This window comes from Neobacillus sp. YX16 (assembly GCF_030123505.1).
Taxonomy (GTDB): domain Bacteria; phylum Bacillota; class Bacilli; order Bacillales; family Cytobacillaceae; genus Neobacillus.
On record NZ_CP126115.1, the window covers coordinates 6,023,786 to 6,038,072 of the forward strand.

Consider the following 14,287-nt stretch of genomic DNA (forward strand, 5'->3'; position numbering starts at 1 on the left):
TCACCCCTTTTTCATTTTAAAAATTGCTTTCTGACATCGTTTATTAAACTTCTTCAAGGGCTCACCCAAGTGCGAACGCCCTAAAGGGTCCCTTTATCAAAGCCTGTGTTAAACTAGGCTGTTGATTTGCGCTCCAGGTGCTATGCTTTCCGCGGGCTCGCCCGTGAGCCTGCTTACAGCTTCGCTCCTGCGGGGTCTCACTCAGCTCGTTCATCCCGCAGGAGTCAAGCGCCTTCCGCTCCAATCAACAGGTTCTAAAATCAACAGTATCCTTTAACACAGCATTTTCTAATAGCCTTAGAAAAATAATGTTTTGATTAGCGCTGTTAAGAATATGTTCGCTAATGCGACTGGGAATAGCACTTTCCACGCGAATTCCATTAATCGGTCGATTCTAAAGCGTGGTAGTGTTGCACGCAGCCACATGTATACAAAGACAACGACGCTGAATTTGAGTGCAAACCATACGGCGCCAGGGATAAATCCTAAGATATCCAGCGGTGGCAGCCATCCGCCTAAGAAGATGACGGTGATTAGTGATGACATCGCAAACATGTACACGTATTCTGTGAGCATGAAGAATGCCCAGCGGAATCCTGAGTACTCAACAAAGTATCCGGCAACCAGTTCGTTCTCTGATTCAGGAAGGTCAAAGGGTGTCCGGTTTAATTCTGCAATTGATGCGATGAAAAACACGATAAAAGCGATTGGCTGATAAAGAATGAACCAGCCATGCTCCTGCTGTACAACGATATCCGTTAAATTCAAGCTTCCCGTTAGTAGGATGACACCTAAAACGGACATAACCAGCGGAATTTCGTAGGAGATCATCTGTGCGCCTGCACGCATGCCCCCTAGGAGCGCATATTTATTGTTGGATGCCCAGCCGCCGAGAACCATTCCGAATATCGTCATTCCGGAAACAGCAATATAATAGAGCAAGCCAACCCCGATATCAGCAAATTGAAATTTGTCTGTAAACGGGATGGTCGCGAGGACCATAAAGGCTGGAGTAAAGGCAATGATTGGCGCAATGATAAATAACGGCCTGTCGGCTGCCTTTGGAATAACGTCTTCTTTTAGTAAGAGTTTAAGAACGTCTGCTACGGTTTGCAATAATCCCCACTTACCGCCGAGCTGGTTTGGGCCGTGACGGGCCTGCATGTATCCTAAAACCTTTCGCTCTGCTAATATCGCATAGGTTACGAAACCTAAGACTACTAATAGTAAGACAACTGCGAGTAAAAAGAAGATTCCAAAGTTCATCAAGCCTGGACTTGATTGGAGCAACTCTTCTACCATTAGCCGTCCACCTCCCCAAGGACAATGTCAACTGCCCCTAAAATCGCAATCAAGTTTGCAATGTTTTCGCCTACTAATAATTTAGGGAGAATTTGCAGATTATAGAATGAAGGTCTTCTAAACTTCAAGCGATACGGTTCTTTTTTACCGTCACTTGAGATATAGCAGCCGATTTCTCCACGTGGAGATTCAATTCTTACAAATGCTTCCCCTTTTGGTGCTTTGATGATTTTTGGCACTTTGGCCATTATTTCACCTTCAGCAGGGAATTGTTCACATGCCTGCTCAAGGATTTTCAAGGATTCTTCGATTTCTTCAAGGCGTACATGGTAACGTGCTAGGCAATCTCCTTCGTCCCTTGTGACAGTGCTAAATTCAAAGCGGTCATAAATTGAATATGGCTCATCTTTACGAAGGTCCCATTTGACACCGGTACTGCGAAGGTTTGGACCGCTGAGTGAATAGTTGATGGCCTCTTCTTTTGAATAAACGCCAACTCCTTTTACACGGTCTAAAAAGATTTCATTTCCAGATACAAGGTCATGATAGCCTTTCAGCTGTTCGCGCAAATAAGGAACAAATTCTCTTACCCCGTCAACCCAGCCTTCTGGAGCGTCCCACTTTACCCCGCCAACACGCATATAATTAAAGGTCAAGCGTGCACCTGATAATTCGTTAAGCATATTGATAATCATTTCACGGTCACGGAACGCATAGATGAACGGACTTGTCGCCCCAAGGTCGAGGATGTATGTTCCCCATGCAACCAGGTGACTCGCGATACGCCCTAATTCCATCGCCATTACACGTAAAAAGTCGGCACGTTCCGGAATTTGGATTCCCATCATCGTTTCGACGGCATGACAGATGACATAGTTGTTTGTCATCGCAGACAAATAGTCCATCCGGTCGGTGTACGGGATAATCTGGGTGTATTGCAGGTCCTCGGCCAGCTTTTCTGTTCCGCGGTGTAAATAACCGATGACAGGAGTTGCCTCAGTAATGATTTCCCCATCGATTTTGACGACAAGCCGGAATACTCCGTGCGTACTAGGATGCTGAGGACCGACGTTAAGCAGCATTTCTTCTGTTCTGATCATTGGCTATACCTCCACATCATACGGTTCATAATCTTTACGCAGTGGATGGCCAACCCAATCTTCTCCTAGCATAATCCGATGTAAATTCGGATGTCCGGTAAACTTAATTCCTAGTAAATCATAAGCTTCGCATTCAGGCCAGTTGGCTCCTGCCCAAATTGGCTGCAAGGACTCGATTGTTGGTTCATCGCGGTCAATCTTCACTTTTAACGCCACGGATTGGCGATTTTTGTATGAGAATAAGTGAACATACACTTCCATATGTGTAACAAAATCTGTTCCATGCAGCTCAGATAGATAATCGAACCCTAGGAGCTCATTATATTTTAAAAATTGAGCTACCTTGAAATATGTATCTTTCTTCGCAACAAGTGTCGGAACGTCTTTAGATAATTTATTAATATAAGAATCTTCTAAAACATCTGAGCCTAAGTTTTCTTCAATAACCTTCCTGTACTTGTCTAAGAAAGGCTGATTTGGTGATGGCTGCTCGGCCGTATCGGCAGGCGATACGTCGCCGCCTTTTGCTGCGCCTGCTGCTTTGGCCTTTGCTGCTGCCGCTGCTTTTGCTTTCGCTACTGCTGCCGCTTTCGCTTTGGCTTTTTCATCATCGCTGCCCGCCGCAGTGTCTGCGTCACCGGTACCAGCTGCCTTCGCTTTTGCCGCTGCCGCTGCCGCCGCCTTTGCTTTCGCCGCCGCCGCTGCTTTGGCCTTCGCTGCAGCTGCCGCTTTCGCCTTAGCGTCATCTCCTGCTGGTTCATCAGCTGGTGCACCTTCACCCGCAAGCTCCATTGCCTTGCGTTTGGCTGCCGCCGCTGCCTTTGCTTTTGCTACCGCTGCTGCCTTTTTCTTAGCAAGGTCATCACCATCATCGCTCGTCGTTTCAGCTGCTGGTGTTTCTTCGGCTGGTGCTGATTCTCCCGCTAACTCCATCGCTTTACGCTTGGCTGCTGCAGCCGCTTTTGCTTTCGCTACCGCCGCTGCCTTTTTCTTAGCAAGATCGTCTCCATCATCGCTCGTTTCAGCTGTCACTGGTGCTTCTTCAGCTGGCGCAGAATCTCCTGCTAACTCCATCGCTTTACGCTTCGCTGCTGCAGCCGCTTTTGCTTTCGCTACCGCCGCTGCCTTTTTCTTAGCAAGATCGTCTCCATCATCGCTCGTTTCAGCTGAAGCTGGTGTCGTTTCAACCGGAGCAGGAGCTTCTTCCTCTACAATACCTTCGCGCTTCTTCTTTGCTAGTGCAGCCGCTTTAGCCTTCGCTGCTGCCGCTGCCTTTTTCTTCGCTAGGTCCGCACCATCCTCAGCAGGCGTTCCCGCTGTTTGCGCTGGCTGCGTGTCCTGACTAAGCGCTTGTTCAGAAGGTTTGTCCTCCTGCTTTGGAGCACCTTCACCGGCTTCCTTCGCTTGACGCTTCGCTAACGCTGCCGCCTTCGCTTTCTCAGCCGCTTCTCTTTTTAATTGATCGAGATCCTTTTCCCCGCTCATCGGTTAGATCACCTTCTTCCCAGTCTTCGCCTCATAGCGAATCTTTTCCTTTAATTTATTTATTCCATAAATTAATGCGGCCGGGTTTGGCGGACATCCAGGGATATAAACATCAACAGGGACGATTTGATCGACACCCTTTACAACGGCATAAGACTTCACATACGGTCCACCTGCAGTTGCACAAGATCCCATCGCAATAACCCATTTCGGCTCTGGCATTTGATCATACAAACGGCGAACAATTGGCGCCATCTTCTTCGTAACCGTACCAGACACAATCATGCAATCCGATTGCCTTGGCGACGTACGGAAAATGGTCCCAAACCGGTCAAGGTCATAGTTAGCCCCACCAGTACCCATCATTTCAATCGCACAACAAGCCAGACCAAAAGTCATCGGCCACAAAGAATTACTTCGTGCCCAAGCCTTAATTTGCTCTAGCGTCGCAAAAAACACATTTCGTTCTAACTCTTTCATTTCCTGTGGTGAAAGGTCATCTAGTTTTAAGTCCATCGTAGCACCTTCTTCTTCCAAGCGTAGATTAAGCCAATTAACAGCATAATTACGAAAATTAACATCTCAATTAACGCAAAAATCCCCAGCTTATCATAGGCAACCGCCCAAGGATATAAAAATACAGTCTCTACATCAAAAATAACAAACATAAGGGCAAAAATATAATAGCGGACATTGAACTGTACACGGGAATCGTGAAATGGATCAATACCGCTCTCATATGTGGTATACTTCTCGACACTCGGCTTATGAGGACGCAGAAGCTTACCCAAAAATAAAGCCACCAACGGCAGCAGCACCCCAAGACAGAGGAACACAAAAACTATCAGATAATTATTCTGATATAAATTCAAAAGTTCCAAGTCCATCCCTCCAATGTTGAAAATTTTCATACAAATGAAACTTGTAACCGATAACATTATAGCATTGTTACAAACCTGTGTCGACAACACCACCCCATTAAAATTGGAAATTCTATCGCCGCAAAACTGCCCAATCCAAGCGATTGTGAGCTCGCTCGCAAAATCGCCTTGGATTGGGCAGTTTTGCAAAGCTTCAGCGATAGCTGAAGCGCAATGTGCGTTAGCACATGGCGAAAGAATTTCCAATTTTGTTCGCAGCCTGGTTTTGCGACACAAGGGCCCCACCCCCCTGAGCGTTTGCGTGATCTCGCAGAAAAGGCTCCCTGAAATCACTTCAGAGATGACGCAAGAGCGAATTGTAAAACCTTGAACCTCATGCACGTGATCTGAAGCGGAGCGGAAGATGACGTGCCTAGTATTAAGCTCGCAAGAGCCACAGATTGTTCCCTATATCGACATTTAACAACAAAAATTCACTATTGTCAGTGAGAATTGTCATAAAAACTTCACCAAAAAAGTACGCATCTATACAAAAAGAAAAACAAAACATACTAAATCCCAGCATACATGTACAATCCATCACCACCATCATATTCACAATAAACCAAATCATTCAAAACTTTCTATTAAAAAGGAATAAATATAATCAACATCCTACTAATTTCCCATAAAAGGCATTCGTAAAACTGGCCATCGTCATTACCTACCTCCTAAACATCCTTAAATACCCCATTTTCAATTATTGTCACTAATGTATGTACTTCCCTCAACCTCTTACCTGCCATTTCTTTCACCCTATCTGCCTATTTACTCTCTTACCTGCTTTTTTCCGCAGCTACCTGCCAAAACCCTTTGTTTACCTGCCTAACTAATTCTACAACCCTACCAACCTCTAAAAAAGCCAGTCGCAAGACTGGCCATCGTATTTTCCTCCCTCTTAAATACTCTTCAAATCACCCTTTTTCAATTAAAACTGCACATAACATATTCCCCACCACCTCTTACCTGCCATTCCCCCTCCCCTACCTGCATAATTTACTCCCTTACCTGCCTTTTTCCGCAGCTACCAGCCAAAACCCTTTGTTTACCTGCCTAACCAATTCTACAACCCTACCAACCTCCGAAAAAGCCAGTCGCAAGACTGGCCATCGTATTTTCCTCCCTCTTAAATACTCTTCAAATCACCCTTTTTCAATTAAAACTGCACATAACATTTTCCCCACCACCTCTTACCTGCCATTCCCCCTCCCCTACCTGCATAATTTACTCCCTTACCTGCCTTTTTCCGCAGCTACCAGCCAAAACCCTTTGTTTACCTGCCTAACCAATTCTACACCCCCACTAAACACCAAAAAGGCCAGTCGCAAGACTGGCCATCATCATTTCTTCCCCCATAAATACCCTTCAAATCACCCTTTTTCAATTAAAACCGCACATAATATATTCCCCGCCACTTCTTACCTGCCATTCCCCCTCCCCTACCTGCATAATTTACCCCCTTACCTGCCTTTTTCCGCAGCTCACCAGCCAAAACCCTTTGTTTACCTACCTAACCAATTCCACACCCCCACTAAACACCAAAAAAGCCAGTCGCAAGACTGGCCATCGTCATTTCCCTTTTCTATTACCCAAATCCACGCCTTACGTGCCAAACCATTCCACACAACAAAAAAGGACAGAGTCCGCTCTGCCCCACTCAGCTCGCCTTATATCCCTTCCCAATCACTTCCTGAACATGATGGACTGTGACATAGGCCTGCTCGTCAATTTCACTTATCATATTTTTCAACCGAACGACCTCTTGCCGGCTAATCACAATGTATAGAACTTCCTTATTATCCCCAGTATAACCGCCTCGCCCTTCTAGTACGGTAATACCCCTGGACATTTTATTCGTAACCCTATGCAGCACCAATTGTGGTGAATTCGAAATAATGAAAACTGCCACCTTTTCCTCGAGTCCATCTACAATAAAGTCTATGACCTTGGCACCGATATAAACGGCAATGAGGGTATACATCGCTTTGACTAGTCCAATGATAAAAACAGAACCAGCTACTACGATGATATCAATCAGTAAAATACCCTTTCCCATGCTCCAGCCTAAAAATTGATTCGCCAATTTTGCCACAATTGTGGTGCCACCCGAAGTGCCACCCGCACGGAAAATAATCCCTAAGCCTCCGCCAACCAAAAGTCCAGCAAAGATTGACGCTAATAGTGGATCATCCGTTATCCTTTTACCAGTCTCCTCCGTGATATACATAAAAAGAGAACAAGAAAAGATAGAAAATAACGTATAAATAATCGATCTTTTTTCTAAAAATTTATATCCGATCAACACCAGCACAGTATTGAGGACGAAATTTACCATTCCTGGGGACAAGTCAAATAGATAATGTGCGATTACAGTAAGACCAATAATGCCGCCCTCTGACAACAGGTTTGGGATCGTAAAGTAGTTGATACCTACTGAAAAAATGAGTCCACCAAATAAAATGTACAGACATTCTTTGATTGTTTTCCACATTGTGATCTACTTCCTCATGAAAAATTTCAGTTATCCATGTCTGTCAATGTTTAACCGCCCTATTGCTTTAAAATAAATTTATAACTTTCTCCAACAATATACTGCTTTCCGATGTGAACCGGCTTGCCATTTTCGTCAAATACCGTGGTTTCCATATAAAACAAGGGTTCTCCGCTCGCAACGTTTAACAGTTGAATTTCTTCTTCACCAGCCCTGACAATCTCCAAGGAAGTTTCACCAGCATCAGTTGGTTTTACATTCAACTTTTCTTCCAAAACTTGATAGACTGACGCATCCAAATCTTCATTTAATAAAGGATGAAACTCTTTATAAGAAAAATAGTTATTCTCGAGCATAATCGGTGAATCACTGGCATATCTGACCCGTTGAATAAATAGAAGAGCATCTCCATCATCAAGTTGAAGCAGCTTTTGATCTCTTGGGGTTGGCTGGATGATTTCCTTCTTAATCACTTTACTGCTAGGTATCAAGCCATTTGCCTTGCAGGCATCACTAAAGCTTAGAAAATGAACAATTTTCCTCTCAATTTTCCGCTTGTTTACAAAGGTACCCTTGCCTTGCTTTTTCACCAGATAACCTTCTTCTACCAACTCAAGAATCGCTTTTCTAACGGTAATTCTACTAATTTTATACTCTTCACTCAACTCTAATTCAGTTGGAATCTTGTCTCCAAATTTTAAATGACCATTAACAATAGAGCCGCGAATTGATTCTTTCAATTGGATGTATAAAGGAACTTGGTCATCCTGCTTTAACATATATTCCACCTGCCTAATATTTGATAAAGTAAAGGCTTACATCAGCATTCGATATATTACCTGCTTTATCCTTCGTACTACTAAGTATATAGCTTTTATTACACACTATCAATTTGTTTTACCCATCTATCACACTTGAAAGGACCTTCAAAGACCGTTCCATCGCTTCATCTGGATTTCGCACATATTGATAGGAAGTATATTCTAAAGTTAGAAAGCCTTTATAACCAATTTCATTTAATTGATGGATGTATGTCTCCAACGGTAAAACGCCGTCTCCCCAGACCAAATGACCTTCTGGCTTACCATCTATAAAGTGAATATGAACTAAATCCTCTCCTAATAAACTAAAGTAGTTCTCAAAATCCTCATCTGCTAACGCCATTGGAATCGTATCTATCATTCCTTTTAGGTTTGGAGAGTTGACTTCATCTAACATCCTTTTTAAGGATTTAGAATCAAAAACCAAATTGGATTCTACTCTCGTTAAAGGTTCAAATGCAAGGGTTAAGTCTAAATCAGATGCAACGGTTGATAACCTTTCCAATGAATCTCTAGTTCTTTTCCAAGCTTCGTCCGGTTCCTCATTTTCATAGCTCCACCCCGGAGTCACTAAAACCATAGGTGCACCTAATTCCTTAGCAGCCTCCGCTGATTTGATAAAATATTGAATACTTTTCTCACGAAGACGGTCTTCTTTCGCAGCGAGATTGATTGGGTACACACACTGCTCGGGTGTGAAACAGACTATGGATAAATCTCTTCTATTAATCTCTTTTTTTATATTTCGAATTTCGTGGAGACTCAAATCATTCACATAAAAATGAGGAGATGCACCCCATAATTCGATATTTTTGCATTCATAGCGAACCATAGAATTTAGAAAGTACTCCAACGGGTAGTGCTTATAATGAAAATTCATCCCAGCTACCTGATCCATCGTAATTTTAGCCATCATTCCAACCCCTTCCCCTAAACAGCAAAATATTAAAGTTAATATAACATCATATTACGTTATATGTCAATGTGGTATAATTTAATAAATTAAATGTTCTAAAAAGATTGACAATTAAAAAGGCGTGAATTAATATAATGTTATATAATGTTATATTATATTTTAAACCTTCCAAAAAGACTTTAAGGAGGAAACATGAATGGTAAATTCACAAGTAGTTGTAGATCCACAGGTCAAAAATGTATTAGAGGCATTGAAAGGACGTACAATTAACCACGTATATTTTGTAGCTTGCGGTGGTTCCTCTGCGATTATGAACCCAAACAAGTACATACTGGACCGCGAGGCAAAAAACCTTACCTCCGACGTTTATAGTTCCAATGAATTCATTCATCGAAATCCTAGAAAACTTGGCGAAAACTCACTTGTTGTCCTTTGCTCGATGTCTGGTACAACACCTGAAACCGTCGCTGCTGCAACATTTGCCCGCCAAAAGGGCGCTTTAACTGTTGGATATACAAACCAACCAACCTCACCTTTAGCACAGGAAAGTGAATTTGTCGTTAAATACGAATGGGGTACCGAATCTGTTGCCTTTAATACCAACTTAGGACTGCTTTATCAATTAACATTTGGCATCCTAAATGTGTTAGAAGGAAATGACAAGTTTGATAAAGTAATCAACAGCCTAACGAACCTTCAAGCCGTATTTGAAAAATCAGATGTACAATATAAAGATCAGGCTATCCAATTCGGCCAGGAATACAAGGACGAAAAAGTTATTTACACTATGGCAAGCGGAGCAAACTATGGAATTGCTTATTCTTACGCGATTTGTATCCTAATGGAAATGCAGTGGATCCACTCTAATGCCATTCACGCAGGTGAATACTTCCATGGACCATTTGAAATTATTGATAAAGATGTACCATTCATTATCCTTCTAGGCTTAGATGAAACACGTCCACTAGACGAAAGAGCTTTAGACTTCTCGAAAAAGTACGGCGAGAAATTGGTTGTATTAGACGCCAAGGATCTTGACCTTACAGGTGTCGACGAAGAGCTAAAGGGCTACATCGCACCGCTGGTATTAAACAACGTGCTGCGCCGATACGCAGAACAATTGGCGGAAGCCCGCAACCACCCGCTGTCAAAAAGACGTTATATGTGGAAAGTAGAATACTAATAACAAGAGCTCCTCGAGTTTCAACTCAGGAGCTTTTGTTATGTCCTAGATTATATTAAGGGCATGAGGCCCAAAACTATCAGCACATTCTTAAAATAGGTCTCATGAACGGTCCATGAAGCCCAAAATCCTTATAATCGCTTCACTGTAGCCTATAACCCATAAAAAAGAACCTGCTCTACAAAAGATCAGGTCTCTTCTATATTAATACTAACAAAGCACAATTTTCCTCGCTCGCTTCTTGCCGTGGCCAAAGGCGCCAAATCGCTGACAGGTTTCGGCTGCCGCACCCGCACCCTTTTCCATCGCTTCCTGCGCATTGCCATTTACGATGTATTCCTTTAAGAACACAGCCACAAAGGTATCTCCTGCGCCTAGTGTATCCACCACATCGGTCTTGACAATTCCTTGTTTAAACACCTGGCTTCCATCGGAGAATAGCGACCCCTCAGAACCTCTCGTAACAATCACATTTGGTGTACCTGCTTCATGAACCTTTTGTATCAAAGCTTCGCATTCCGCAGCCGATAAATCTCCACCAGAGAAGATCGCGAACTTCACATGCGGGCAGACAAGGTGCAAATAATCTTCATCGCGGATGGTTGAAAAATCAAATGAGATATTAATGTACTTTTTTAATATGGGCAGTTCTTTTTCGATATGGCTAAATACACTTGTATGGAGCAGCGAATAGGTGCCAATACTCTCTAGGTCTTCTTTTGTAAAATTTAATTTCAGGTGCTTTTGAATGCCGCCTTTATTAGAGCCGACAAAAATCCGGTCACCATGCTCATCCAAAGAGACAACTGCCTCCCCTGATGGTCCAAACGCACGGCGCACCTGGGAAACATCGATATCTTCTTCCTGCAGCGAGTTGATAATATGCTCGCCTTCTTCATCGTTCCCGATGATGCCTATGTAAGCAACCTCCTCGATCCCGTAGCATTTCCAAAAGACTGCTACATTTAACGCGTTTCCGCCTGGGAACATCTCCTGGCGATCATCGTAATAATCCACTACATTATCTCCAACTGCTATCAGCCTCATCCTCAAAACCCTCCCAATAAATTGAATAAGAGAAAGATACAATAAGTTTATTGTATCTTTCTACGTACTTTTTTAATAAGCCACTGTTCGATAGTATCTTCTAATCTCTAAATTATGATTTCGCTTATCTTCTAAGTGAACGCTCAATCTTTGCAGCAAAGTAGACGTGACAATTGGTGATAGGTATTTTCTAAATTCTTCGCTGATTCCTGCTAACTCATAATCAGCAGTATCAATTACCGTTAATTTCTTTGTATACTTTTCAGCAAAGCGTTCAACCCGGTCCATCAACGGACGCGTTTCATCCTGGCCTTTTAGTAAGAGCATGCTCGTATCTTCTTCGACGATTTCCAATGTCCCGTGGAAAAATTCCGCTGCATGGATGGATTTTGTCTTAATCCACTGCATTTCCTCTAATACACACATGGCATAGGAGTATGCACGGCCCCAGGTTGTACCGGAACCCACCACCAAATGATAAGGCTCATCTTTGTACGAAACTGCAAAGGTTTCAGCTTTAGCTTCAAACTGCTCTTTCGCCTCTATTAACTTCTCAGGTAAAACCTCTAATTGAGCTGCAAACTCCTCATAACGAGGGAAATCACCATTTTTATTCATTAGCTTAAAAATTAAGTGATACAGCACCAATTGGTTGGAATCACTAGCAAAATCATTTTCTGCAAAATTAACTAACGGGTAATCAACTATATCTGCTAGCGGCTGGTTGTATTCACCTGTTAGACCAACCGTTATTGCTCCAAGCTGTTTACAATATTTTGCTGCAGCAACTGTCTCTTCTGTTGTACCTGACAAAGAAGATAAGATGACTAATGATTCTTCACATAGTTGCTTATTATTTTGCAGCACAAGCTCTGCTGCAATTTCCGCGTATGCTGGAATCGTTGATGTTGAGTTGATCATGTATTCGAAAGGATAAAATGTAGCCACTGCCCCGCCAGATCCAATTAGAAAAATGTTTTTAAACCCTTTTTCAAAGACCTTGTCCGCGACCTTTTCAATTTCTTCCCTTAACCCTATCGCTCCTCCGGTTACTTTCAAATACTTTTCTTTACTAAAATTCAACATCGATTCCACTCCTCTTTTATAATACGTTATATAACGTTATATCAATAATAGAATGATTAACCAATTTAGTCAATATCAGTAAATATATTTTTTACAAGGGGGAAATCCCCCATTATTATCCTTTTACACTGCCGTCGGCTAATCCGCGGACAAAGTATTTCTGCATTAACATAAAGACCACTATCAATGGCAGCGCTGAGATTACCAAGCCAGCCATTAACACTCCCCAATTCGTATTAAGCGCATCTTTAAACACTAGCAGGCCAGATGTAATCGGCTTGACCCCTTCGGTCTGAATAAAGATTAATGAGAATAAAAACTCATTCCAAGCGTAATAAGCGGTTAAGATCACACCTGTGAACAAAATGGGTTTACTCATCGGTAAAAATATTCTTCCAAATACATCTAAAGTTGTTGCCCCGTCTAGGTAAGCTGACTCTTCAAGCTCCTTAGGAATTGATAGGAAAAAGGAGCGAATTAACAAGACGGTTAATGGAATCCGATAGGCAGTAAAGGTTAAGATCAATGCCCAATGCGTATCAAAAATCCCCATTTGCTGAATTAATTCATAAAGCGGAATTAAACTGCTCTGCGGCGAAAACATCAAACCTGCTGAGACAAATAGCAACAGAAATTTCCCGCCTTTGATTTGAAAGCGCGTCAATCCAAACGCACACAACGCACTGATTAACACCGTCAATAAACAGGTTCCTACCGTAATGATTACGCTATTGATAAAATAGCTTGAAACACCCTGCTGCCATGCTGTTGCATAATTGGAAAACAACCATTCCTTCGGCAGTCCCCAGCTATCATTAAAAATGTCTGCCGTATTTTTAAAAGAATTGATCACCATCCAAAATAACGGATAGGCAATCGCAATAAAATAAAGGAGGAGGAAAACAAAGATTAGTCCGACAACGACTGGCGTGCCTGGTTTACGTAATTTTGACTTCAACGTGATAGGTGACAGCTTTACTTCCGGGCTGCTCACAACCTCTGACTCTACCGGCTTCATTTTTTACTCCTCCCCCGTTTTTAAGACCTTATTCTGGACAAAATAAAAGATTAGCGTAATCCCCAAAATCACATTGGCAATCGCTGAGGCATACCCTGGTTCACTATCAATGAACGCTTTCTGATAAAGATATGTACTAAAGACTTGTGATGAGTTAGCAGGACCACCACTCGTTAATACATATACTTCACTAAACACTAAGAACGATCCTGTAACTGTATAGATTAATAACACAAAGGTCATTTCTTTTACTTGCGGAACTGTTATGCTGAAAAAGGTACGGAGTTTTCCAGCTCCGTCGATGGTAGCTGCTTCATATAACTCTCCAGGAACTTTTTGGACTGCTAGCACAAACAGCATGACAGCATACCCGATACTCTGCCACTGCGACACAAAAATAACGGCGAAGATTGCTGTTTTTGGATTCCCGAGCCATCCCTCTGCCCATTCTCCTAAACCGATTGCTCGTAAAAAACTATTTAGTAAACCTACTTCAGGGTTATAGATAAAACTAAAGAGAATCCCAATTACCGTCATCGAAATCAAGACTGGTATAAAAAAGGTTGTCCGAAAGAAGGTAGAAAACCTCCTGAATACTTTGTCTTCTAAGATGGCAGCAATCACTAATCCAAGCCCAACTTGAAGTACAACGGAGATCACAGCATAGAAAAGATTGTTCTTCAGCACGGTGTAAAAGACAGGATCTTTAAAGAGACGTGTGTAATTTTCGACTGATACAAAGCTTCTATCTAAAGTAAACGGATTCCATTCATAAAAACCATTTACTAAATTTCGAACTAATGGATAGTAAACAAATAAGGAAAGCATAAGTAAAGCTGGTGCAATATATAATATCGGGATGATCCGTGTTCTGCGCATTTATACCCCTCCCATCAAACATCTATTAAAAGTCGGTTT

General features: G+C 42.4%; 13 protein-coding genes. 1 reads left to right on the forward strand and 12 read right to left on the reverse strand.

Annotated elements, in window-relative coordinates; genetic code table 11:
* Positions 1-297 precede the first annotated feature (297 nt).
* The 8 genes from nuoH to QNH48_RS29445 form a co-directional block, all read right to left on the reverse strand.
* Positions 298-1,302, reverse strand: a complete 1,005-nt coding sequence (gene nuoH, locus QNH48_RS29410; RefSeq protein WP_095247553.1) for an NADH-quinone oxidoreductase subunit NuoH — start codon at positions 1,300-1,302, stop codon at positions 298-300.
* The gene (locus tag QNH48_RS29415; protein WP_133369725.1) at positions 1,302-2,402 is read right to left on the reverse strand and encodes an NADH-quinone oxidoreductase subunit D; all 1,101 of its coding nucleotides are present in this window, start codon (positions 2,400-2,402) and stop codon (positions 1,302-1,304) included. The genes nuoH and QNH48_RS29415 overlap by 1 nt, the downstream gene beginning before the upstream one ends.
* Before the next feature lie 3 nt (positions 2,403-2,405).
* Positions 2,406-3,887, reverse strand: a complete 1,482-nt coding sequence (locus QNH48_RS29420; protein WP_283953160.1) for an NADH-quinone oxidoreductase subunit C — start codon at positions 3,885-3,887, stop codon at positions 2,406-2,408.
* Between the two features lie 3 nt (positions 3,888-3,890).
* The gene (locus tag QNH48_RS29425) at positions 3,891-4,403 is read right to left on the reverse strand and encodes a NuoB/complex I 20 kDa subunit family protein (protein ID WP_133369727.1); all 513 of its coding nucleotides are present in this window, start codon (positions 4,401-4,403) and stop codon (positions 3,891-3,893) included.
* Positions 4,394-4,768 (reverse strand): NADH-quinone oxidoreductase subunit A, encoded by a 375-nt coding sequence (locus tag QNH48_RS29430; protein ID WP_283953161.1) that lies wholly within the window; start codon positions 4,766-4,768, stop codon positions 4,394-4,396. Before QNH48_RS29430 ends, QNH48_RS29425 begins: the two co-directional genes overlap by 10 nt.
* Positions 4,769-6,464: 1,696 nt before the next feature.
* A complete protein-coding gene (locus tag QNH48_RS29435; protein ID WP_283953162.1) occupies positions 6,465-7,298 on the reverse strand; it encodes a YitT family protein in 834 nt (277 codons plus the stop codon).
* A gap of 59 nt (positions 7,299-7,357) precedes the next feature.
* On the reverse strand, positions 7,358-8,077 hold the full coding sequence (locus QNH48_RS29440; RefSeq protein ID WP_283953163.1) for a GntR family transcriptional regulator: 720 nt from the start codon (positions 8,075-8,077) through the stop codon (positions 7,358-7,360).
* Between the two features lie 118 nt (positions 8,078-8,195).
* On the reverse strand, positions 8,196-9,035 hold the full coding sequence (locus QNH48_RS29445) for a sugar phosphate isomerase/epimerase family protein (RefSeq protein ID WP_283953164.1): 840 nt from the start codon (positions 9,033-9,035) through the stop codon (positions 8,196-8,198).
* Positions 9,036-9,231: 196 nt separating this feature from the next.
* On the opposite strand from QNH48_RS29445, the gene QNH48_RS29450 reads away from it, so the two are divergent.
* Positions 9,232-10,218, forward strand: coding sequence for an SIS domain-containing protein (locus QNH48_RS29450; RefSeq protein WP_283953165.1), 987 nt, complete (start codon positions 9,232-9,234; stop codon positions 10,216-10,218).
* A gap of 210 nt (positions 10,219-10,428) precedes the next feature.
* Here QNH48_RS29450 and QNH48_RS29455 read toward each other — a convergent pair whose 3' ends face one another.
* The 4 genes from QNH48_RS29455 to QNH48_RS29470 all read right to left on the reverse strand — a co-directional run bounded on the left by QNH48_RS29455 (position 10,429) and on the right by QNH48_RS29470 (position 14,248).
* Positions 10,429-11,283 carry a PfkB family carbohydrate kinase gene (locus QNH48_RS29455; protein WP_283955915.1) on the reverse strand — a complete coding sequence of 285 codons (855 nt, stop codon included), beginning with the start codon at positions 11,281-11,283 and terminating at the stop codon, positions 10,429-10,431.
* 54 nt (positions 11,284-11,337) lie between these two features.
* Complete coding sequence (locus tag QNH48_RS29460) at positions 11,338-12,351, reverse strand: SIS domain-containing protein (protein ID WP_283953166.1); 1,014 nt, start codon at positions 12,349-12,351, stop codon at positions 11,338-11,340.
* 115 nt (positions 12,352-12,466) lie between these two features.
* Positions 12,467-13,369, reverse strand: coding sequence for a carbohydrate ABC transporter permease (locus tag QNH48_RS29465; RefSeq protein ID WP_283953167.1), 903 nt, complete (start codon positions 13,367-13,369; stop codon positions 12,467-12,469).
* Positions 13,370-13,372: 3 nt separating this feature from the next.
* Positions 13,373-14,248: a carbohydrate ABC transporter permease gene (locus QNH48_RS29470; protein ID WP_283953168.1), complete on the reverse strand. Its 876-nt coding sequence runs from the start codon at positions 14,246-14,248 to the stop codon at positions 13,373-13,375.
* Between the last annotated feature and the right edge of the window lie 39 nt (positions 14,249-14,287).

Coding starts and splice junctions, on each gene's coding strand:
- QNH48_RS29465 (WP_283953167.1), bottom strand. CDS start 13,369: ATGAAGCCGGTAGAGTCAGAGGTTGTGAGCAGCCCGGAAGTAAAGCTG.
- QNH48_RS29460 (WP_283953166.1), bottom strand. CDS start 12,351: ATGTTGAATTTTAGTAAAGAAAAGTATTTGAAAGTAACCGGAGGAGCG.
- QNH48_RS29435 (WP_283953162.1), bottom strand. CDS start 7,298: ATGTGGAAAACAATCAAAGAATGTCTGTACATTTTATTTGGTGGACTC.
- QNH48_RS29445 (WP_283953164.1), bottom strand. CDS start 9,035: ATGATGGCTAAAATTACGATGGATCAGGTAGCTGGGATGAATTTTCAT.
- QNH48_RS29415 (WP_133369725.1), bottom strand. CDS start 2,402: ATGATCAGAACAGAAGAAATGCTGCTTAACGTCGGTCCTCAGCATCCT.
- QNH48_RS29470 (WP_283953168.1), bottom strand. CDS start 14,248: ATGCGCAGAACACGGATCATCCCGATATTATATATTGCACCAGCTTTA.
- QNH48_RS29420 (WP_283953160.1), bottom strand. CDS start 3,887: ATGAGCGGGGAAAAGGATCTCGATCAATTAAAAAGAGAAGCGGCTGAG.
- nuoH (WP_095247553.1), bottom strand. CDS start 1,302: ATGGTAGAAGAGTTGCTCCAATCAAGTCCAGGCTTGATGAACTTTGGA.
- QNH48_RS29450 (WP_283953165.1), top strand. CDS start 9,232: ATGGTAAATTCACAAGTAGTTGTAGATCCACAGGTCAAAAATGTATTA.
- QNH48_RS29425 (WP_133369727.1), bottom strand. CDS start 4,403: ATGGACTTAAAACTAGATGACCTTTCACCACAGGAAATGAAAGAGTTA.
- QNH48_RS29440 (WP_283953163.1), bottom strand. CDS start 8,077: ATGTTAAAGCAGGATGACCAAGTTCCTTTATACATCCAATTGAAAGAA.